General features: G+C 39.4%; 23 protein-coding genes. 14 read left to right on the top strand and 9 right to left on the bottom strand.

Going from position 1 to position 19,382, the window contains the following annotated elements; all coding sequences use genetic code 11:
- Positions 1 to 57 precede the first annotated feature (57 nt).
- Positions 58 to 1,881, top strand: coding sequence for a tetratricopeptide repeat protein (locus tag ACS5PU_RS22460; RefSeq protein ID WP_439461401.1), 1,824 nt, complete (start codon positions 58 to 60; stop codon positions 1,879 to 1,881).
- A gap of 45 nt (positions 1,882 to 1,926) precedes the next feature.
- Here ACS5PU_RS22460 and ACS5PU_RS22455 read toward each other — a convergent pair whose 3' ends face one another.
- The 3 genes from ACS5PU_RS22455 to ACS5PU_RS22445 are packed head-to-tail and all read right to left on the bottom strand — an operon-like array spanning position 1,927 to position 3,454.
- The gene (locus tag ACS5PU_RS22455) at positions 1,927 to 2,583 is read right to left on the bottom strand and encodes a hypothetical protein (RefSeq protein WP_439461400.1); all 657 of its coding nucleotides are present in this window, start codon (positions 2,581 to 2,583) and stop codon (positions 1,927 to 1,929) included.
- A gap of 31 nt (positions 2,584 to 2,614) precedes the next feature.
- Positions 2,615 to 3,178 (bottom strand): GNAT family N-acetyltransferase, encoded by a 564-nt coding sequence (locus tag ACS5PU_RS22450; protein WP_439461399.1) that lies wholly within the window; start codon positions 3,176 to 3,178, stop codon positions 2,615 to 2,617.
- A gap of 12 nt (positions 3,179 to 3,190) precedes the next feature.
- Positions 3,191 to 3,454, bottom strand: coding sequence for a hypothetical protein (locus ACS5PU_RS22445; RefSeq protein WP_439461398.1), 264 nt, complete (start codon positions 3,452 to 3,454; stop codon positions 3,191 to 3,193).
- Positions 3,455 to 3,563: 109 nt separating this feature from the next.
- Here ACS5PU_RS22445 and ACS5PU_RS22440 point away from each other — a divergent pair, with 109 nt between their 5' ends.
- On the top strand, positions 3,564 to 3,866 hold the full coding sequence (locus tag ACS5PU_RS22440; protein WP_439461397.1) for a DUF4286 family protein: 303 nt from the start codon (positions 3,564 to 3,566) through the stop codon (positions 3,864 to 3,866).
- A 105-nt stretch (positions 3,867 to 3,971) separates the two neighbouring features.
- Here ACS5PU_RS22440 and ACS5PU_RS22435 read toward each other — a convergent pair whose 3' ends face one another.
- From ACS5PU_RS22435 to ACS5PU_RS22420, 4 genes are all read right to left on the bottom strand, one after another.
- The gene (locus tag ACS5PU_RS22435; protein WP_439461396.1) at positions 3,972 to 4,298 is read right to left on the bottom strand and encodes a nucleotide pyrophosphohydrolase; all 327 of its coding nucleotides are present in this window, start codon (positions 4,296 to 4,298) and stop codon (positions 3,972 to 3,974) included.
- Complete coding sequence (locus ACS5PU_RS22430) at positions 4,288 to 5,850, bottom strand: glycosyltransferase family 39 protein (RefSeq protein WP_439461395.1); 1,563 nt, start codon at positions 5,848 to 5,850, stop codon at positions 4,288 to 4,290. The genes ACS5PU_RS22435 and ACS5PU_RS22430 overlap by 11 nt, the downstream gene beginning before the upstream one ends.
- 70 nt (positions 5,851 to 5,920) lie before the next feature.
- Positions 5,921 to 6,373, bottom strand: coding sequence for a D-aminoacyl-tRNA deacylase (gene dtd / locus ACS5PU_RS22425; protein WP_439461394.1), 453 nt, complete (start codon positions 6,371 to 6,373; stop codon positions 5,921 to 5,923).
- 365 nt (positions 6,374 to 6,738) lie between these two features.
- Entirely contained in the window at positions 6,739 to 7,785 is a 1,047-nt protein-coding gene (locus tag ACS5PU_RS22420; RefSeq protein ID WP_439461393.1) for a 3-oxoacyl-ACP synthase III family protein, read from the bottom strand.
- 168 nt (positions 7,786 to 7,953) lie between these two features.
- Between ACS5PU_RS22420 and ACS5PU_RS22415 the strand changes: the two genes are divergently transcribed.
- Genes ACS5PU_RS22415 through ACS5PU_RS22405 form a run of 3 tightly spaced genes read left to right on the top strand, consistent with a single transcriptional unit; the run spans position 7,954 to position 8,821 of the window.
- Positions 7,954 to 8,235: an ATP-dependent Clp protease adaptor ClpS gene (locus ACS5PU_RS22415; RefSeq protein ID WP_025143968.1), complete on the top strand. Its 282-nt coding sequence runs from the start codon at positions 7,954 to 7,956 to the stop codon at positions 8,233 to 8,235.
- Positions 8,236 to 8,292: 57 nt separating this feature from the next.
- Complete coding sequence (locus ACS5PU_RS22410) at positions 8,293 to 8,499, top strand: hypothetical protein (protein ID WP_439461392.1); 207 nt, start codon at positions 8,293 to 8,295, stop codon at positions 8,497 to 8,499.
- Entirely contained in the window at positions 8,489 to 8,821 is a 333-nt protein-coding gene (locus ACS5PU_RS22405) for a type II toxin-antitoxin system RelE/ParE family toxin (RefSeq protein WP_439461391.1), read from the top strand. Before ACS5PU_RS22410 ends, ACS5PU_RS22405 begins: the two co-directional genes overlap by 11 nt.
- On the opposite strand, the gene ACS5PU_RS22400 is transcribed toward ACS5PU_RS22405, so the two are convergent.
- The gene (locus ACS5PU_RS22400; protein ID WP_439461390.1) at positions 8,818 to 9,423 is read right to left on the bottom strand and encodes a thioredoxin family protein; all 606 of its coding nucleotides are present in this window, start codon (positions 9,421 to 9,423) and stop codon (positions 8,818 to 8,820) included. The two genes, ACS5PU_RS22405 and ACS5PU_RS22400, sit on opposite strands and share 4 nt — an antisense overlap.
- A gap of 243 nt (positions 9,424 to 9,666) precedes the next feature.
- Positions 9,667 to 10,452 carry a 16S rRNA (adenine(1518)-N(6)/adenine(1519)-N(6))-dimethyltransferase RsmA gene (rsmA, locus tag ACS5PU_RS22395; RefSeq protein WP_439461389.1) on the bottom strand — a complete coding sequence of 262 codons (786 nt, stop codon included), beginning with the start codon at positions 10,450 to 10,452 and terminating at the stop codon, positions 9,667 to 9,669.
- A 172-nt stretch (positions 10,453 to 10,624) separates the two neighbouring features.
- Here rsmA and pdxA point away from each other — a divergent pair, with 172 nt between their 5' ends.
- The 9 genes from pdxA (at position 10,625) to accC (ending at position 19,247) form a co-directional block, all read left to right on the top strand.
- The gene (gene pdxA, locus ACS5PU_RS22390) at positions 10,625 to 11,704 is read left to right on the top strand and encodes a 4-hydroxythreonine-4-phosphate dehydrogenase PdxA (protein WP_439461388.1); all 1,080 of its coding nucleotides are present in this window, start codon (positions 10,625 to 10,627) and stop codon (positions 11,702 to 11,704) included.
- A gap of 330 nt (positions 11,705 to 12,034) precedes the next feature.
- Complete coding sequence (locus tag ACS5PU_RS22385) at positions 12,035 to 13,216, top strand: MFS transporter (RefSeq protein WP_439461387.1); 1,182 nt, start codon at positions 12,035 to 12,037, stop codon at positions 13,214 to 13,216.
- A 60-nt stretch (positions 13,217 to 13,276) separates the two neighbouring features.
- Positions 13,277 to 14,119, top strand: a complete 843-nt coding sequence (locus ACS5PU_RS22380) for a sulfurtransferase (protein ID WP_439461386.1) — start codon at positions 13,277 to 13,279, stop codon at positions 14,117 to 14,119.
- A 178-nt stretch (positions 14,120 to 14,297) separates the two neighbouring features.
- A complete protein-coding gene (locus ACS5PU_RS22375) occupies positions 14,298 to 14,783 on the top strand; it encodes a YceD family protein (protein WP_439461385.1) in 486 nt (161 codons plus the stop codon).
- A 15-nt stretch (positions 14,784 to 14,798) separates the two neighbouring features.
- Complete coding sequence (gene rpmF, locus ACS5PU_RS22370; RefSeq protein ID WP_039480510.1) at positions 14,799 to 14,990, top strand: 50S ribosomal protein L32; 192 nt, start codon at positions 14,799 to 14,801, stop codon at positions 14,988 to 14,990.
- A 101-nt stretch (positions 14,991 to 15,091) separates the two neighbouring features.
- Complete coding sequence (gene plsX / locus ACS5PU_RS22365) at positions 15,092 to 16,030, top strand: phosphate acyltransferase PlsX (protein WP_439461384.1); 939 nt, start codon at positions 15,092 to 15,094, stop codon at positions 16,028 to 16,030.
- Positions 16,031 to 16,047: 17 nt separating this feature from the next.
- On the top strand, positions 16,048 to 17,046 hold the full coding sequence (locus ACS5PU_RS22360; RefSeq protein WP_124560611.1) for a beta-ketoacyl-ACP synthase III: 999 nt from the start codon (positions 16,048 to 16,050) through the stop codon (positions 17,044 to 17,046).
- A gap of 173 nt (positions 17,047 to 17,219) precedes the next feature.
- The gene (gene accB, locus ACS5PU_RS22355; RefSeq protein ID WP_439461383.1) at positions 17,220 to 17,696 is read left to right on the top strand and encodes an acetyl-CoA carboxylase biotin carboxyl carrier protein; all 477 of its coding nucleotides are present in this window, start codon (positions 17,220 to 17,222) and stop codon (positions 17,694 to 17,696) included.
- 210 nt (positions 17,697 to 17,906) lie between these two features.
- Positions 17,907 to 19,247: an acetyl-CoA carboxylase biotin carboxylase subunit gene (accC, locus tag ACS5PU_RS22350; protein WP_439461382.1), complete on the top strand. Its 1,341-nt coding sequence runs from the start codon at positions 17,907 to 17,909 to the stop codon at positions 19,245 to 19,247.
- Positions 19,248 to 19,382 lie beyond the last annotated feature (135 nt).

The raw sequence follows: 19,382 nt of genomic DNA, 5'->3' as shown, positions 1-19,382 counted from the left end.
AAGCTTTAGCTAAAGAGGTATTAAAATGTTACATTTAAAACTTATAATTTAGGGTTTATGAACCGCTTGCTTTTCATCATATTCTTATTGTTTAACCTAGGGGCAAATGCACAGATTTTCCGCTCCAACCAACCGGTTTCGCCCGATGAAAGTACTCTGGCTATTCAATACTATCAGGATGGGGATTTTGAAAAGGCCGCTGTGCTGTTGGAGAAACTATATGCCATCCCAAATAATGAAGCTTATTTCGACCTTTATTTTAATACGCTGCTGAAATTGAAGAGATATGATGCGGCAGAAAAACTGGTAAAAAAAGAAATCAAAAAAAATCCGCAGGGCGATATGTACCCTATTGCGCTGGGCAAGCTATATCAGGAAAAAGGCGATACTCAAAATGCAAATAAGATTTTTAGCGAGATAATTACCAAGCTTCCTAAAGATGAATTTAAGATCAGAAACCTCGCCAATAACTTTTACCGGTTCGAGAATTACGATTTTGCCGTTCAAACCTTTAAACAGGGCAGGAAAATTTTGGGCAACGAACAGCTTTTTACCTTTGAACTGCTGAATATTTACCGCTTTAAAAAAGACAAGCCCATGCTGATGCAGGAGTATTTAGATGCCCTTGCCACCATGCCACAACTTTTACCGCAGGCAGAAGCCGTACTTGCCTCCATTTTTGAAGATAAAAACGATTATCAAACTTTTCAGGCTGCCATTTTAAAGAAAGTACAAAAACTGCCCGATGCCGAAATTTACATCCAGTTGCTTACCTGGAACTATATCCAGCAACAGGAATTTGATATGGCGCTACGCCAGCTAATTGCCTTTGATAAGCGCACAAAAGCAGATGGTGGAACCTTATTTAATGCCATTTATACTTTTGTAGAAAACAGCGCCTATGAAACAGCCATTAAAGCTTACGAATATCTTTTAACCAAAGGGAAGGATAATCCATACTATCTACCGGCGAAAATAGAAATGCTAAATACCAAGTATAACCTCCATACCAACGGAAAATATACGGTGGCCACACTCGATTTATTGGCAAAAGATTACCAGACTTTACTAAACGAAAACGGTAAAAACAGGAATACGCTTTTTGCGATCAAAAAACTCGCCAACCTGCAGGCCTACTATTTAAACCAGCCTTCAATGGCAGAAAAGGAGCTTGAAGAGACCATAAAAATGCCTGGGGTTAACGATCAGGATGTGGGCCAGCTGAAATTGGATTTAGGAGACATTTACATCCTGACCAACCAGCCGTGGGAAGCATTTTTGGTTTACGAACAGGTAAGCAAGCAATTTGAGGGGCAGCCAATTGGTAACGAAGCACGCTTTAGAAGCGCCAAACTTTCTTTTTACCAGGGCAATTTCGAATACAGCAATGGCCAGTGCCTGGTACTTAAGGCCGCTACCTCGCAACTTATTGCAAATGATGCCCTAAACCTGAGCTTATTGATTAGTGATAACATTCAAACTCCATCCGATAGCAATGCGCTAAAAATGTATGCCGATGCAGAAATGCTATTGTTTAGGAATCTGCCAGAAAAAGCAATCAAAAAAATGGACAGCATAGCCATTGCATTTCCACAGAATAGCCTTAGCGATGCGATTATGATGAGCAAAGCCAGGATATTCATCAAATCGAACGATTTTCAGAAAGCTGCAGATATACTAAAAAAAGTAACCGAAGAGTTTAAAGAGGGTATTTGGACAGATGATGCGCTTTTTACCTTGGGAGACCTGTACGAAAAGAAACTTAACGATATTGCACAGGCCAAAATTTATTTCCAGAAACTGATTACCGATTACCCCGGCAGTATGTTCAGCGCCGAAGCCCGGAAAAGATTTAGGAATTTACGCGGGGATGGGGTTTAACTGAACAGAAATTTGAAGATTAAGGGCGAAATGCCGATTAAAAGATTAAGTATACTTTACAAATCGGTATGCCACTAAAACAATAAGTAAAAAAACACCTATAATCAGTATTCTTTCCCCCTGTGCCCGATCTGCTGTTGAGTAACCAAAAACACGTTCTCCATTAGGTAGCGTTTTTTTATGGTTTCTTAAATAGGTGCCGATCAATATGGCTACGGGCGCGCAAATAAATGCTAGAATATAACCTGCAGTAATAAGGGATTTTGGACTTTTATCTGGCTCAGCCAGTTCATCTATTCTTTTTAGTTTAAACGCCTGGATCTGCTCGATATTAATGTCAACACCCCGTTCACGCAATATTTTTTGAGCCAGCAAAAAATCTAAACTGCTCCACTCATCCTGTTTTTCAATAATTTCTTTTAATTCATCATTGCTGAAATCAAAAATATAGTAGTCAGGATCGATATCTGCCAGATCCTTTATAGCCAATTGTTGTAATAATGAATTGGCGGCTTCAAAATCTTCCGGCTTTAATTTTACCCTGTAGTCCTTATCTATTTCATTATTGGCGAAAGTAATATCAAAATTGGCGGAAACATCTTCGAGCTCAACCGCCATATTATTTTCCTTAAATATTTCTGCCAATTCTATAGCCGCCGCTTGATCATTAAATCTTCTAAAGGTTACAAAATCAGTTGCCATAAATATTGGTTAAGGTGCTGCTGTTAAAGAGTTAAATATCTATTTTCCAATCCCAAATTACCACATTCCATTCTACCCCACTATTGTCGTTATAAGTGTAAATTACTTTAAAGCCAATACGGCGATGTGCATTCATTGAGCGTAAATTAATGCTCGCAATTTCTGTTATGGCAAAATCATAATTGTTTTTAAAATGATCTTGGTAAGCCTGGTAGCAGCGGTCGAACAAGCCTGCTCCACGGTAATCTTTATTAACACAAACCTGCCCAACCACAATATAATGATAATCGGAAACAGATTTGCCTTTATATTGGATATGATCAAAGCTTTCGTACAGCTCTACCAAGCGCGGGATATCGCCTTTGGATTTTTCGGTCATGCCCAAAACATAAGCAATCACCTTATCGCCATCTTTCGCAACGATATTTTTTTCGTGGAGGTGCATTTTCTCCAGATCATCCAACCTATGCGAAACAGTAACAAAGCCCTGCCCGCTTATTTCATCGGGAGATAAATACTGCTTCAAGTTTTGTTTCTGAAGCTCAAGAATACCTTCAAGATCCCCGATATTAGCCGAATGGGTAATGTTAATCATTGTTCTGATCAATTAAGCATCTAAAGCGATAATGGTTAAAGTAAGTAAAAGAATAAAACAGATGGTGGCTAAAATTAATATCCTGGCGCCATGCTGCCGATCGGTTAAAGTATAGGAGAAAACTTTTTCCCCGCTTCTCAATACCCGTTTCTTCCTCATCAGGTCCCAGCCTATTACCAGACCTAAAAAGCCACCAAATATTGCTGTTAAATAACCAGTATAAATGTAATTCCGGGTAGAGTTGTCAATTTTTTGAGAGTCGTTAGTGCGTATCATACTTAAAAAAAAAGGGAAGCGCAAATTTAATTGATTGCCACCACTTAAAAGAATAAAAAACCGATATCTCTACTTTTTTAACCTTTATATATTTACTTATCTTTGCAATATGTTTTTATATAATGTTACGCTCATTTTAGAAGATACAGCTGCCGAAGAATGGTTACAATGGATGCAGGAAGTTCATATCCCGGGAGTAATGGCCACAGGTATGTTTGTTTCTAACCGTTTATTAAAAGTTGTAGATTCTCCAAATGAGGGTGTTACTTATTGCGCCCAATATGTTGCAGAAACACTCGCTCAGTACAATCAATACCAGGAAGAATTTGCACCAGCATTACAGGCCGAGCTAAACGAGCGGTTCAAAAACCGTTTTGTAGCCTATAGAAGTTTGATGGAGTTTATCGGTTAGTTTAATGAGAGAATGATTGAATGAGAGAATGATTGAATGAGAGAATGATTGAATGTTAACAATAATTAAACAATCTATAATTCACTCATTCCATAATTCAACAACTTACTTAAGTTTCTCATTATTCTTATGCCTATCGGCATCGCGGATGCTTTTCTTTTCGAGGTTCTTTTCTAAGGCTTCGGTTAAGTTAATACCTGTTTGGTTGGCCAGGCAAATCAGCACAAACATCACATCGGCCATTTCATCGGCTAGGTTTACGTCCTCATCGCTTTTTTTGAAAGATTGCTCGCCGTACTTGCGGGCCATGATGCGCGCAACCTCTCCAACCTCTTCCATCAAAATGGCGGTATTGGTCAATTCGTTAAAATAGCGGATTCCGGTGGTGTTAATCCAACGGTCTACAGTTTCCTGTGCTTCGTTAATGGTCATGTTTTTCTTCTTCTATTTCTGATTGTATCCTACTGTTAATATCGATACTAGCATCTTCGAGCAAAAAAATACTTGCTCCTTTTTCTCGGGCGTAAGGTGTTTTTACTTCCCCGATTTTGGTAATCTTACCAAAAAATGGTTGCTCTTTTTTGCGCTGCGGATCTTCTTCCCGGGGTTCTCTGATTAAAATCAAATGCTTTATCGGCTTATCCATTTTAAACCAGTATAAATAATCGGCATTGTAAGCAACGGCATTCATATTTTTGAACCTCGAATAATAATTTATTGCACCGGCCTCGCCATAGTTATCGGCACGCACCAATACCGCCGATTTATCTTTTACCCTAGCATAGGCCATATCAGTTAAGGCAGACATTTCTTTCCAGCCCTGCATATCGGCAAAATCCTGGGGCAAATCATGCTGCAAACCATCTTCCCAGCGCAACACCCCAATTTTAGCAAACTTATCGTGTTTTGCCATTATTTGCTGTGGACTTAAAATTGGGTAAGCGAATTTAACGGTAAGGCAGAACAAGGCAATTGGCACCACTATCATTACCCCCTTTAAGTATTTTTTCCACCCATGGGCCAGCCAAAAACTTAAGCTTGCACAACCCGCAGCAATAATTACCGGGTATAAACCTACGGCATAGTATGCTTTTGCCCTAAACCAGGTAAACAACAGCAATGAAATGATAAAACTGAAAACAATCCACCTGAAATTTGTAAAGAACTTAGCAAAAAACAAGGCCAAAATACCTGCTAAAACAATAAAAATAACATTGAAGTAATACAGTAGCTGCTCTTTTAAAAAATCAATACGGTTAATTTTATCCAGCTGTGTGGCGGCCAGTTCTTTCATATGCCCAATAACCGGAAAATGATGGGTATACTGCCAAATTAGGTTGGGCAGCATGATCAGCAAGGCAACAATACTGGCAAAATATACATGTTTGTTAAAGAAAATTTTTCGTTGATTGGATATCAGCATCGCTGGAATTAAACCTGCAGCTAAAAAAGAAATGCTGTACTTATTTAAAAAACCAACTCCCAGCGCAACCGCCATAAAGTACAGGAACTTATTTTCTTTGGTGTTAAAAAACCTGATTAAAAAAAAGTAAACGGCAGTCCAGCTGAGGATATCAAATGCATTTGGCTGGAAAAGTAAATCTAACCGCCCAATGGCACAACAGATTAATGCAACGGCCGAAAGCACCCTGGCAAATAAACGCCCCTTGAACTCAGCAACAATTTTCCAGGTAAAAATTAATGTTGCTGCGCCAATACTGCCCGAAACCAACCGAACAACACTTTCACCGCCACCCAATAACTTAATCAGAACTGCAAATATGGAAGTTACCGGTGGAACAGACTGAAAGCCCCAGGCCAAATGATTGGCCTGATCGAGATGCAAAAATTCATCGCGGTGCAAACTGTATGCTGCATTAACCAAAAAGAAAGGTAAAGCGAGTTTTAAAGCAACGAATAAAATAAGTATCCCTAAATCCTGCTTGGCTAATTTTGTACCGTTAAAGCTTGTGTCGTTTTGCATAATCTTGAATGGCTAAACTAAACTTTTCTAATATCAATTTAAGTTGATTTTAACTTAAAGCACTTCCCAATTACTCCTTATTTTTGGTATCGATCAATATTGTTACTGGCCCATCATTTAATAGCGCTATTTTCATATCAGCCCCAAAAATTCCGGTCTTTACCTGCTTACCCAGTAAAGCCGACAACTTCTCAATCATTTTTTCATACAATGGAATGGCAACATCAGGCCGTGCTGCCCGGGTAAAACCTGGTCTATTTCCTTTTTTTGTTGCGGCAAACAAGGTAAACTGACTAATCAGCAAAATATCTCCTTCTACATCTGCTAGCGCTCTGTTCATTAATCCGTTTTCATCGCCAAATACCCGCATGCCCACAATTTTCTGGGCCAACCAATCTAAATCTTCCAAAGTATCGGCATCCTCAATGCCCAAAAGCACCAAAAATCCTGTTTCAATGGCTCCGGTTATCTGGTTATCAACTGTACAGCTTGCCTGTGTAACTCTTTGTAAAACTGCCCGCATTTTATATTACTTTGATCGATAAAATTGATATGCGCAAGATAAGTATTTTAGTCATTTCTGTATTTCTCTTCGTCGGTTGTAAGCAAAAATCAATCACCCATCCCAAATTTTACTATTGAAGAACAGATTATCAGAACAAAAATGCAGAAACCGATTATCTTGATCAGTTTAAATCAAAATCGCTTTATGTGCGGATTATGGATGTAGATTTTAATCCGGGTGGGGTTTTATCAGGGCTAAAACTAAAAATAGGTGTGATGACCACTAAGAAATTAAGGTACATTTTTTTGAACTACCTTAATTTCTTAACGGTAAATAAATCACAAAGGGATCTAAAAGAGCATAGTTATTTATAAAACTAAAACCTACCACCTAATCAGTGCGCTGGCCCAGGTAAAGCCCGAGCCGAAGGCTGCAAGGCAAACCAGATCGCCATCTTTAATTTTACCGGCTTCCCAGGCTTCGCATAAGGCAATTGGTACAGAAGCGGCAGTAGTATTGCCGTATTTTTGAATATTATTAAAAACCTGTTCGTCTTTTAACCCTAAAAGTTGTTGCACATATTGGCTAATCCTTAAATTAGCTTGGTGCGGCACTAGCATATCAATATCTTTCTCGCTTAGGTTGTTGGCTGCCAAAGCCTCTTTAATCACTTCCGGAAACTTTACCACCGCTTTTTTGAAAACTGACGGGCCATCCATATAAGGCAGAGCAGCCCCACTTTCCAAAATTTCAGGCGTCATAAACAAACCGCCCAACTCTTGCTCAGGGTACGCAGGTTTATCCTTTAACCATTTATTGGCATGAGAACCCGGATAATACATGGCCAAAATTTCGGCATCGGCACCATCGCTGTGCAAATGGGTACTTAAAATCCCTTTGCCAGGTTCATCGGTAGGCTGTAAAACAACAGCACCGGCACCATCACCAAAAATAACCGATACGTTGCGGCTCCGTGTTTCGAAATCCATAGCGAACGAATGTTTTTCACTTCCAACAACCAGAACATTTTTATACATCCCTGTTTTCACAAACTGATCGGCTACCGAAAGGGCATAAACAAATCCCGAACACTGGTTACGGATATCTAAAGCACCAATTTCGCCCATTCCCATTTCGCGCTGCAACAACACACCACAGCCTGGAAAATAATAATCGGGACTGAGTGTGGCAAAAACAATAAAATCTACATCCTTAACGGTAATACCAGCCCTTTCAATTGCAATTTTGGCAGCTTCGATGCCCATTGTGGTGGTTGTTTCTTCGTTACGGTCGGCAAAACGGCGTTCCTGTATGCCTGTACGTTCTTGAATCCACTCATCGCTCGTTTCCATAAAACGGCTTAAATCATTATTGGTATATATATTTTTCGGAACGTAGTAACCTATTCCGGCAATTTTAGACTGGTGCATACTCGTATATTATTTGGTTAACAAATGTATTAAAAGGGATGTAAGAATAGGAAAAATGTATGATGTAAGCTATTTTACTACCCTATTCTATTGCCACTCATCTATTTTACCTCTTCCATCTTACATTAAAACTATTACATCTTCCATAAAAATAGTTATTTTTGCGCCATGTCTACAGAAACCAAAGAAGAGACCTTTACCCTCGAAGAAATTTTAACTTCCCTTAAAACTGTACATCGCCTTATTTTGTGGAATGATGACATTAACACTTTCGATCATGTAATTTACTGCATGATGAAATACTTGGATTATAACGAGTCGCAGGCTGAAAAAATTGCCTGGAAAGTGCACAACGAAGGTAAATGCCCGGTACTTGAGGGATCTTTTACCGAAATGGAAGTGTATCGTAAAATTTTACAGCAGGAAGGTTTAACTGTTTCTGTTGATTAGTATGTGACTTTTTTTTAAAGAAATAAAATCACTATATTTAAATAAGTAATTAGACTTATGCAAGTTACATTGGAAATAAAAGATGATAATGCTTTTTCAATTTTAGAAACATTGAAGAGTATTAAAGGGATTAAGATTAAGCACATTGAGCAATCAAATGAAAAATATCTTAATGATTTAGCCAATGCTTACAAGGAAACAGAATTAGCAGAAAAAGGAAAGATAAAATTAAAAAAGTTTGAGGATTTAATAAATGAAATTTGATGTATTTACATCATCCCTATTCAATAAAGAATTCAAAAAACTCTGTAAAAAACACAAATCTGCTAAAAGTGATATCATTACTTTTGTAGAAAACCTTAAGACAAACCCTATTCAAGGTATTCCTATTGGCAACAATTGTTATAAGATAAGAATTGCCATTTCTAGTAAGGGAAAAGGTAAATCGGGTGGCGTTAGGTTGATTACTAATGTACGCGTTGTTAACGAAAGAATTTATCTTTTATCTATTTACGACAAGGCGGAGCAAGACTCTATTTCAGAAAAACAACTTGAGGCTGTTATAAGATCAATTGAGAATAATTAATCCTCCAATCCATCCAATAGCGCGGTTAACTCGGCCTGCGTAGTTTGCGTTTTATCCTTTGCATACCAACCGTGAAGTTTTTCTGCTACAACCAAAGCATCAGGAATTTCTTTTTTCCACTCCTTTAAAAGTGCCTGTAAAACCTGTGGTCGAGGTGCCCATGTGGCCAAAACCTGATCTGCAGCTTCGTTCAACACAATTAAAACCGGGATGGCCCTTCCACCGTTGGTTAAATGTGCATCAATTAAAGGGATGTTTTGATCACGTAGCACAAATTTCAAATCTATCTTACCCAGTGATGTTGTTGCAATTTTATTAAAAATGGGAATAATCTGGGCCGCATCGCCACACCAACCTTCGGTAATGACCAAAAATTTATAATTTCCCTTTAGGTTCCCAATAACAGCACTCAGTTCTTCGGTCAGGTTTGCGGTTTTATCAACCCTGTTCATGCGCTGCACATTCATTTTGCTGTAATGCAACATCGCCTCCGAATGATCTGGGCCTGTGGTTTTGCCTTCCAATAAAAGCTGATCTACCAATGCCCGGTAAGTTAAATAATCGATACCTTTTCCGTCAAAAATTTCGCGATAATCTATCATAAGAATCCGTTAAAATTACAGCGCAAAGGAAAGGAGAAATTCAGTAAAAATAATCACGGCTTTGCAAGAATACTTAGGGCGGTTGACTGTACAGATTATAGGATTACACTGATTTAATTCCTCTTTATCTTGTTGTCATTCTGAACGCAGTGAAGAATCTCAAAAGATGGTAAAATCTAACCATGAGGATTAATAACCAGGGTTTATACCTCAATACTGGTTTAAAAAAAAATATACTAATAATTAAACCGCCATCAATTTACTAACGTGCTGTGTTAATGCCACGAAATCGGCCACCGTTAATTGTTCTGCACGTTTTTCGAAATAAATATGATCGTCCATTTTATCTTTTGGCATTACTGCAGAAACAGCATTGCGCAAAGTTTTTCTCCGCTGGTTAAAGCCTGCTTTTACTACACGCCAGAATAATTTTTCATCGCAGTCTAAAGCCTCCACTTCGTTCCTTGTTAACCTGATTACCGCCGAATTTACCTTTGGCGGTGGATTAAAAGTACCCGGCTTAACCGTAAACAGGTATTCGATTTTATAATAAGCCTGAAGAAAAACGCTCAAAATGCCGTATTCCTTATTCCCGGCAGGTGCTGCACAGCGTAACGCTACTTCTTTCTGGAACATGCCAACCATTTCAACCACTTTGTTTCGGTTATCTAAAATCTTAAATAGAATTTGAGAAGAGATATTGTAAGGAAAGTTCCCGATAATGGCAAAAGGCCCGGGAAAAATCGTATCAAAATCCAGTTTTAAAAAATCGCCGTTAATCAACCTATCACCAAGCTGAGGGTATTTTTCATTCAAAAAGTGGAACGATTCGGTATCGATATCAATCAGATAGGTTTGTAAATCCTCGCGTTGCAGCAAAAAATCGGATAAAATCCCCATCCCTGGTCCAACTTCTAAAACCTGCTTGTATTTATCGGTATTTACCAATGCCTCAACAATGCGGTTGGCAATGCCCTTATCGGTTAAAAAATGTTGACCTAAATGTTTTTTCGCTTTTACTAAACTCATATCTCAATAATTTGTCGGATATCTTAACCACAAAGGTCACTAAGATCCGGCCTAAGCATGCAAAGATAGGCTTAATATTTCTATGCGAATCACTTTGCCTGCGTTGCGGTTTCATTTTTTTTAAAGGGTTTAATCGAAAATCAGTATTTTGCGCTAAAATTTTCCAGTAATTATGAGCAATAAACTTAAAATAGGTATCAGTATAGGCGATGTGAACGGCATAGGTTTAGAGGTAATCATTAAAACATTATCCAACCCTGCTATTTTAAATTACTGCACACCAATTGTTTACGGCCACACCAAGGTTTCATCTTTTCATAGAAAGGCAAATAACCTTGGCGATTTTAGTTTTAATGTGATCAATCATGCCAACCAGGCTCAATTGAAAAAAGCCAACATGATTAATTGCTGGGAAGAAGATGTAAAAATCGAACTTGGCCAGGTAACGTCAACCGGCGGAAAATATGCGCTTCTATCTTTAGAGAGAGCTACAGCCGATTTGGTAAATGGCGATATTGATGCTTTAGTTACTGCGCCAATCAATAAACACAATATCCAATCGGAAACTTTTGCATTTCCTGGTCATACAGAATATCTGCAGGAAAAAAGCGGCAGTAAAGATGTGCTGATGTTTTTAATCAGCGAAAACCTCCGTGTGGGTGTAGTTACAGGGCACATTCCGGTAAAAGATGTACCGGCCTCAATTACGAAAGAGAAAATCGTAAGCAAATTAAAGCTGATTAACGAAAGTTTGAAAAAAGATTTTTGGATAGAAAAACCAAAAATTGCGGTTTTGGGCTTAAATCCACATGCCAGCGACAATGGTTTGTTGGGTAAAGAAGAGGCCGAAATAATTTCGCCGGCTATACAGGAAGCTTTTGATAAAGGCATTGTTTGTTTTGGGCCCTACCCTGCCGATGGCTTTTTCGGCAATGGCAGCTATAAACAGTTCGATGCAGTTTTGGCCATGTACCACGACCAGGGATTGATCCCTTTTAAAACCCTTGCCTTCCACAACGGTGTTAATTATACAGCCGGCTTAAACTTCGTCCGCACCTCTCCCGATCATGGCACAGGTTACGATATTGCCGGAAAAGATTTGGCAGATTCTACTTCGTTTACCGAAGCGCTATTCTCAGCCATCCATATTGTGAAAAACCGTAGGGAGCAGGAAGAAATGTTGAGCAACCAACTGCGCACCGGCGGCAAAGTGGTAGAAACGCAGTTCGACATTAAAGATGACGCTTCTTAGAGGGTAAAAGGTTTAGGGTATAAGGTGGAAGGCTTTAGAGCAGAAAGACTAAAGCGGAAAGACTAATAGGAATAAACGATTAGATTATAGCAACCAAGCTTCGGACATCTGACCTCGGACATTCTAAAAACTGAGATGTACTCAGATGGCTTAGCTGGCCGATATTTTTTTTTTGCAAAGCAAGGCCTGTTTTTCATCGGTTCCGAAAGCCCTGCTATCCGTTACAATCTTTTTTGCGATGGTTATGCTGTGCTGTTAAATTACTGCAACAAAAAAGGATTTCCACTTCTATCAGGTTTATTTTAGCTAAAATTGTGCATCAAATTAAAAATGAGCAGCGCTAAGAAAACCAGTTACATCCTACCGATAATTGTTATTGCGCAATTTTTGTGCACGTCTTTATGGTTTGCGGGAAATGCCGTATTGCCTGATATTGTTAAAAATTTCCCGCTTGAGCATAACCTTTTAGCTAATCTTACCAGCATGGTACAGTTTGGCTTTATCAGTGGAACCTTGGCATTCGCCTTTTTTGCCATTTCAGATATTTTTTCGCCCTCAAAAGTATTTTTCATCTGTGGAATTGCAGCCGCACTGTTTAATCTCGCCATCTGCCTCGAAATAACCGATGTAAGGTTATTGCTTTTGTTTCGCTTTTTAACCGGGTTTATGCTCGCCGGGATTTATCCTGTAGGGATGAAAATTGCTTCCGATTATTTTAAGGATGGACTAGGTAAATCACTAGGTTTTTTGGTCGGGGCTCTGGTATTTGGCACCGCTTTTCCACATCTACTAAAAACATTCACTGCAAATTTCCCTTGGCAATACGTCATTTTCGCTACATCTACGCTATCGGTAACCGGCGCGCTTGCCATTTTATTGTTGGTACCCAATGGTCCGTTTAGAACAGCGGGACAGAAATTTAACATCCGCTCTTGCTTTGATGGTTTTAAAAATCTAGGGTTCCGCTCGGCAGCTTTCGGTTATTTCGGCCACATGTGGGAGCTCTATACTTTTTGGGCTTTTCTACCGGGTATGTTATTGCTTTTCAACAGCAAGCATCCTTCTTCCAATTTAAATATCCCATTATTTTCATTTTTGGTTATTGCATCAGGCGGAATATCCTGCATGATCGGTGGCCTCTTATCGCAGCGGTATGGCGCAAAAAGGATAGCTACCATAGCCCTGGCCATTTCGGGTGTATGTTGCCTGCTCTCTCCTATTTTCCTTTTTAGCGGCTCGGTTTATCCTTTTCTTATCTTTTTATTTTGCTGGGGCTTATCGGGCACGGCAGATTCGCCCTTATTTTCTTCCCTCATTGCCCAAAATGCACCCGAAAGTTTAAGGGGAACTTCGCTCACATTGGTGAATTGTATCGGCTTTGCCATTACCATTATCAGTATCCAGGTGCTCAACCTTTTATCAAAACAGCTTAACGTTCAATATCTTTACATGGTACTGGCCATTGGTCCGGTTTTGGGGCTCTGGGCTTTGGTAAGGAAAAAATCTCATTAGGCCCGATTTCCAAAATCTCTTATATTGCAAAAGCTTTGAGCGGAAACAGTATTATAGCATATGGAAAATAAATTATCACCCATTATAAAACCCGAAGAATTAACCTGGTTAAATCAGGATGAAGAAATTATAATTATTGATGCCAGTGCCGGTTCAAAGGCCAGATATGATGAGCAGCATTTGGCCGGTGCACTTTTTGCCAATGTAAATGAAGATTTGGCCAATATCGGAAATTTTGAAAACGGAGGAAGGCATCCCTTACCAACTGCAGCACAGTTTTCTGCCGTTTTACATAAACTCGGAATTACCAAACACAGCCATGTAATTGTGTACGATGATAAAAATGGCAGCAACGCCGCTGCAAGGCTTTGGTGGATGCTAAAAGCCATTGATCATGAAAAAGTACAGGTAATTGATGGAGGCTTTCAGGCGGCTGTAAAAGCAGGTTTCCCAACCACCGATAAAGTGGAGATTCCAAAATCCGTTGATCCTTACGAAGTAAAAGCGTGGGATTTACCGCTATCTGACATCAAAGAGGTTGAAACGGTGACCAAAACCGACGATTATATTGTAATTGATGTACGTGATGCCAACCGCTTTGCAGGCTTAACCGAGCCAATTGATTTAATTGCAGGGCATATTCCTGGTGCAACCAATATTCCTTTTACCGAAAATTTAGATGCAACAGGGGCTTTTTTGGCACCAGGACTATTGAAAGAAAAATATACAGAAGCCCTGGCGCATGTAAAGCCCGAAAATGTAATTGTGCATTGTGGCTCGGGCATTACGGCCTGCCATACGCTTCTGGCCATGGATTATGCCGGCTTACCTATCCCCAAGCTTTATGTTGGCTCGTGGAGCGAATGGAGCAGAAACAACAAAGAAATGGTGCTGGCTGGCTAGTCGTACACAGACCTTGGAGGTTTTAAAAACCTCTAATGTCTAAAAATCAAGATTTAACATCAACAATTTTTAAAAAACATTTTTTATCTAATTATTTTATCCCTACATTTGCAGGCTAAAATTTTACAGTACTTTGAACCCACTAAAACAATTTTCATTACCGTTTACCGGATTAAAATTGGGAACTCATCAGTTTGATTATGAGCTAGATGACCGCTTTTTTAATGCTTTTGAGTATTCGTTAATTAAAAGTGGAAATTTAAAAGTAGACCTGGAACTTGAGAAACAAGAGACCATGATGCTTTTAAAATTCAAAGTTATTGGTACCGTAAACTTAGATTGCGATAAATGTTTATCTGAGTTTTCATTACCGGTAAATCTTTACGAAAGGCAGATTATTAAATTCGCCGAAGATGAACTGGAAAGCGATGATGAAGAAATTATCACTTTAAGCCGCAAAGAAACCGAAATTGATATATCGGGGCCTTTATACGAAATGATTAACGTAGCGGTGCCCTATATCAAAAACTGCGAACAGGCTGATCAGGATTGTGATCAGGAAATGATTGATCGTTTAAATCAATTATCCATTGATGAGCAGGCAAAAGAAAATGAACAAACAAGCGACCCACGTTGGGAAGCCCTTAATAAGTTAAAAAAATAATTAGATTATACACCAATGGCACATCCAAAACGGAAAATCTCGAAACAGAGAAAAAATAAAAGAAGAACACACTATAAAGCTGTTGCTCCTTCTTTAGCAACATGCTCGGCAACAGGTGCTATCCACGTACCTCACCGTGCTTACAACGTTGATGGTAACTTATACTACAACGGCAAACTGGTTATCGAAAATACTCAGATTGGGTAATTTTCTTAAAAAATTGTTTGTGTTTTCAGCGGCTTTAGTCATACCTTAGTCAACTGAAAAATTCAGGATTACACCTGACTTAACACAAACAGATTTTTTCTATGAAAATAGGCCTCGACATAATGGGCGGAGACTATGCTCCCAAAGCAATTGTTTTGGGAGCAATAGCTGCTCATCAATCGCTTAACGCTGGAGAGCATTTAGTTCTTATTGGCGATACCGAACAGATTAAACCCATTCTTGCAGAAGAAGGCTTTAATCCAGATCATTTTGAATACGTTCATACTGATGAAGTTATTGGTATGGGCGAACATCCCACCAAAGCAATCGTTCAGAAACCGAATTCGAGCATAGCAGTTGGTTTTAACCTTTTAAAAGAGGGGAAAATTGATTCTTTTGCAAGTGCCGGTAACTCTGGAGCCATGCTAGTTGGCGCTGTATTTAGCGTTAAAACTATTCCGGGCATTATCCGCCCTTGTTTATGTACAATCCTTCCTAAAATTAAAGGTGGCACTGGCCTGCTTTTAGATGTTGGCGCAAATGCCGATTGTAAACCTGATATTTTATTGCAGTTTGGCGTTCTGGGCAGTTTATATGCAGAAAATCTTTTGCAGGTAGAAAATCCAAAGGTTGCCCTGATGAATATTGGCGAGGAAGATGAGAAAGGAAATATGCTCAGCATGGCCACTTTCCCATTGATGAAAGACACTAACTTATTTAACTTTGTTGGCAATGTTGAAGGACGGGATTTATTTAACGATAAAGCCGATGTGATTGTTTGTGATGGTTTTACAGGAAACGTGATGCTAAAACTAGCAGAATCTTTTTATGTGCTTACCATTAAAAAAGGGCTTAAAGATGAGTTCTTCGATCGTTTTAATTATGAACAGTACGGTGGAAGCCCAGTTCTAGGTGTTAACGCTCCCGTTGTTATCGGACATGGAATTTCTAGTCCGCTGGCTGTTAAAAACATGGTTCTCCAATCCAGGGAAATGATTACCACCGGATTGGTAGAAAAAATTAGAATGGCATTTAAATAATTTATAAAATTCTTAAAATGAGTAAAATTCACGCTGCTATTACTGCAGTAAATGGTTACGTCCCCGACTATGTGCTTACAAACGCAGAGTTAGAAACCATTGTTGACACTTCGGATGAATGGATTACCAGCAGAACAGGGATCAAAGAACGTAGAATTTTAAAGGGAGAAGGTTTAGGTACTTCCGATATGGCTGTTCATGCTGTAAACGGTTTGCTTAAAAAGAGAGGAATTGATGCTAAAGAAATTGAACTGATTATCTTTTGCACCACTACTCCAGATTTTACTTTCCCTGCTACAGCAAACGTTTTAGCCGATAAAGTTGGTGCGACCAATGCATGGGGTTACGATTTACAGGCAGCATGTTCTGGCTTTATTTTCGGATTATCAACCGGTGCGTCGTTTATCGAATCGGGCAGACATAAAAAAGTATTGGTAGTTGGAGGCGATAAAATGTCGTCGATTATCAACTACGAAGATCGTACAACCTGTATCATTTTTGGTGATGGCTGTGGCTGTGCTTTATTGGAGCCAAACGAAGAAGGCCTAGGTATCCAGGATTCGATTTTAAGAACCGATGGTGCCGGAAGAGATTTCTTAGGGATGAAAGCCGGTGGTTCAGTTAAGCCTGCTACCCATGAAACCATTGATGCCAGAGAACATTTTGCTCATCAGGAAGGACCAACTGTATTCAAATTTGCTGTAACCAATATGGCCGATGTTGCTGCCGAAATTATGGAGCGCAACAGCCTAACCGCTGATGATGTTGCCTGGTTGGTGCCACACCAAGCCAATAAACGCATTATAGATGCCACAGCAAACCGCATGGGTGTTACCACCGATAAGGTAATGATCAATATTGAGCGTTACGGAAACACCACCAACGGTACCATCCCATTGTGTTTATGGGAATGGGAAAGCAGGTTGAAAAAAGGCGATAACATCGTTTTAGCCGCCTTTGGTGGAGGTTTTACCTGGGGTTCGGTTTACCTTAAATGGGCTTACGACTCTAATTAATTGAGTGGAGCGCTTAGCGTTGAGTGTTAATCCGCGGCTTAATAAAGCATCGTTGCCATTAACCATCAACGATAAAACCATCAACCTTAAGCGGTTGCAAAGAAATTTAAAACAAAAAAAGTATAACTTAGTTAATTCAATAAACACTATTTTTTACATAACTAGCCTAAAAAATGGATATCAAACAAATACAGGAACTGATTAAATTTGTTTCTCGTTCTGGAGTAAACGAAGTTGCTATTGAGCAAGAGAACTTCAAAATCACGATCAAAACAAACCAAGCACCTACAGTTGTGCATGCTACCGTACCACAAGCTCCGCTTGTACAGGCTGCTGCCCCAGTTGCTACAGCTCCTACTGCCCCGGTTGCAGCAACACCTGCTGTACCTGCTGCAGAAGACACCTCTAAGTACTTAACCATTAAGTCGCCGATGATCGGTACTTTCTACCGTTCAGCTAGCCCAGATAAACCAATGTTTGTTAACGTTGGAGATGAAATTCGCTCAGGTAAAGTGGTTTGCATTATTGAGGCAATGAAACTTTTCAACGAAATCGAAAGTGAAATCTCTGGCCGTATTGTTAAAATCTTGGTTGATAATGCATCGCCAGTTGAGTACGATCAACCATTGTTCTTAGTAGAACCTATTTAAATATTAACGTCACCCTGATCCGATAGCTATCGGATTTATTTCAGGGATTCTTTTTAAATGATGCTGGTTTCCAGTACATCAAGTAAAAATATATAAATGGTTCGTGGCAACACGAACCATGGCATTTAATTTAAAATTTGATCTATCGGCTTATATTACGCTCATAATCAGTGTATTCATATAATCGGTACAATCATCAATTAAAAAATTATGTTTAAAAAAATACTAATTGCCAACAGGGGTGAAATCGCTTTGCGTATTATCCGTACCTGTAAGGAAATGGGCATCAAAACGGTTGCTGTTTATTCTACCGCCGATCGCGAAAGTTTACATGTACGTTTTGCTGATGAGGCTGTTTGTATTGGCCCCCCACCTAGTAAAGATTCATATTTAAATATTCCAAATATTATCTCGGCTGCAGAATTAACCAATGCTGATGCTATACATCCAGGTTATGGTTTCTTATCAGAGAACGCTAAGTTTTCTAATATCTGCCGCGAGTACAACATCAAATTTATTGGTGCTACACCCGAGCAGATTAACGGCATGGGTGATAAAGCTTCGGCAAAAGAAACCATGAAAATTGCTGGTGTTCCAACTATCCCCGGGTCAGAAGGCTTGCTTACCAGTGTTAAAGAAGGTATTGCCATTGCCAACGAAATGGGCTATCCGGTTATCCTAAAGGCAACTGCCGGTGGTGGTGGCCGCGGGATGCGCGTGGTTTGGAAAGATGAAGATTTCGAAAATGCATGGGACAGCGCACGCCAGGAATCGGGTGCAGCTTTCGGTAACGACGGATTATATTTAGAAAAATACATCGAAGATCCACGCCACATCGAAATCCAGATTATCGGAGATCAGTATGGTAAAGCATGTCACTTATCTGAACGCGATTGTTCAATTCAACGCCGTCACCAAAAATTGGTAGAGGAATCGCCTTCTCCATTTATGACCGATGAACTCCGTGTAAGAATGGGTGAAGCAGCTATTAAAGGTGCTGTTGCCGTAAATTATGAAGGAGCAGGAACAATCGAGTTTTTGGTTGATAAACACCGCAACTTCTACTTTATGGAAATGAATACCCGTATCCAGGTAGAGCACCCGGTTACCGAAGAGGTAATTAATTTCGATTTAATTAAAGAGCAGATTAAAGTTGCTGCAGGTATTCCGATTTCGGGCAAAAACTACACGCCAGAAATGCATGCTATCGAATGCCGTATAAATGCAGAAGATCCAGCGAACAACTTCCGCCCTTCTCCGGGAAAAATCACGAATTTTCATTCTCCAGGTGGCCATGGCGTTCGTGTTGATACACACGTTTATGCAGGATATTCAATCCCTTCTAACTACGATTCGATGATTGCAAAATTAATCTGCGTAGCACAAACGCGTGAAGAAGCCATTTGTACAATGGAGCGTGCTTTGAGTGAGTTCGTAATCGAAGGGATTAAAACAACCATCCCTTTCCATTTGCAATTAATGAAAGATCCTAACTTCAGGGCAGGAAATTTCACGACCAAGTTTATGGAAACGTTCGAATTTTCAGAATAATAAAAGTATTTCTTTAATAATGAAAAGGCTATTCAAACCAATTGGATAGCCTTTTTTATTGCTTTTTAGATTTCAACTATGGCTGGCTAAATGCCTGATAATTAATATTTAACCATCACTGTAGCGTTTAATTAA

It is taken from the genome of Pedobacter sp. GSP4, assembly GCF_051857575.1.
GTDB lineage: Bacteria > Bacteroidota > Bacteroidia > Sphingobacteriales > Sphingobacteriaceae > Pedobacter.
Note: the sequence above shows the minus strand (reverse complement) of the source record. Positions and strands in the feature narration are given on the sequence as shown.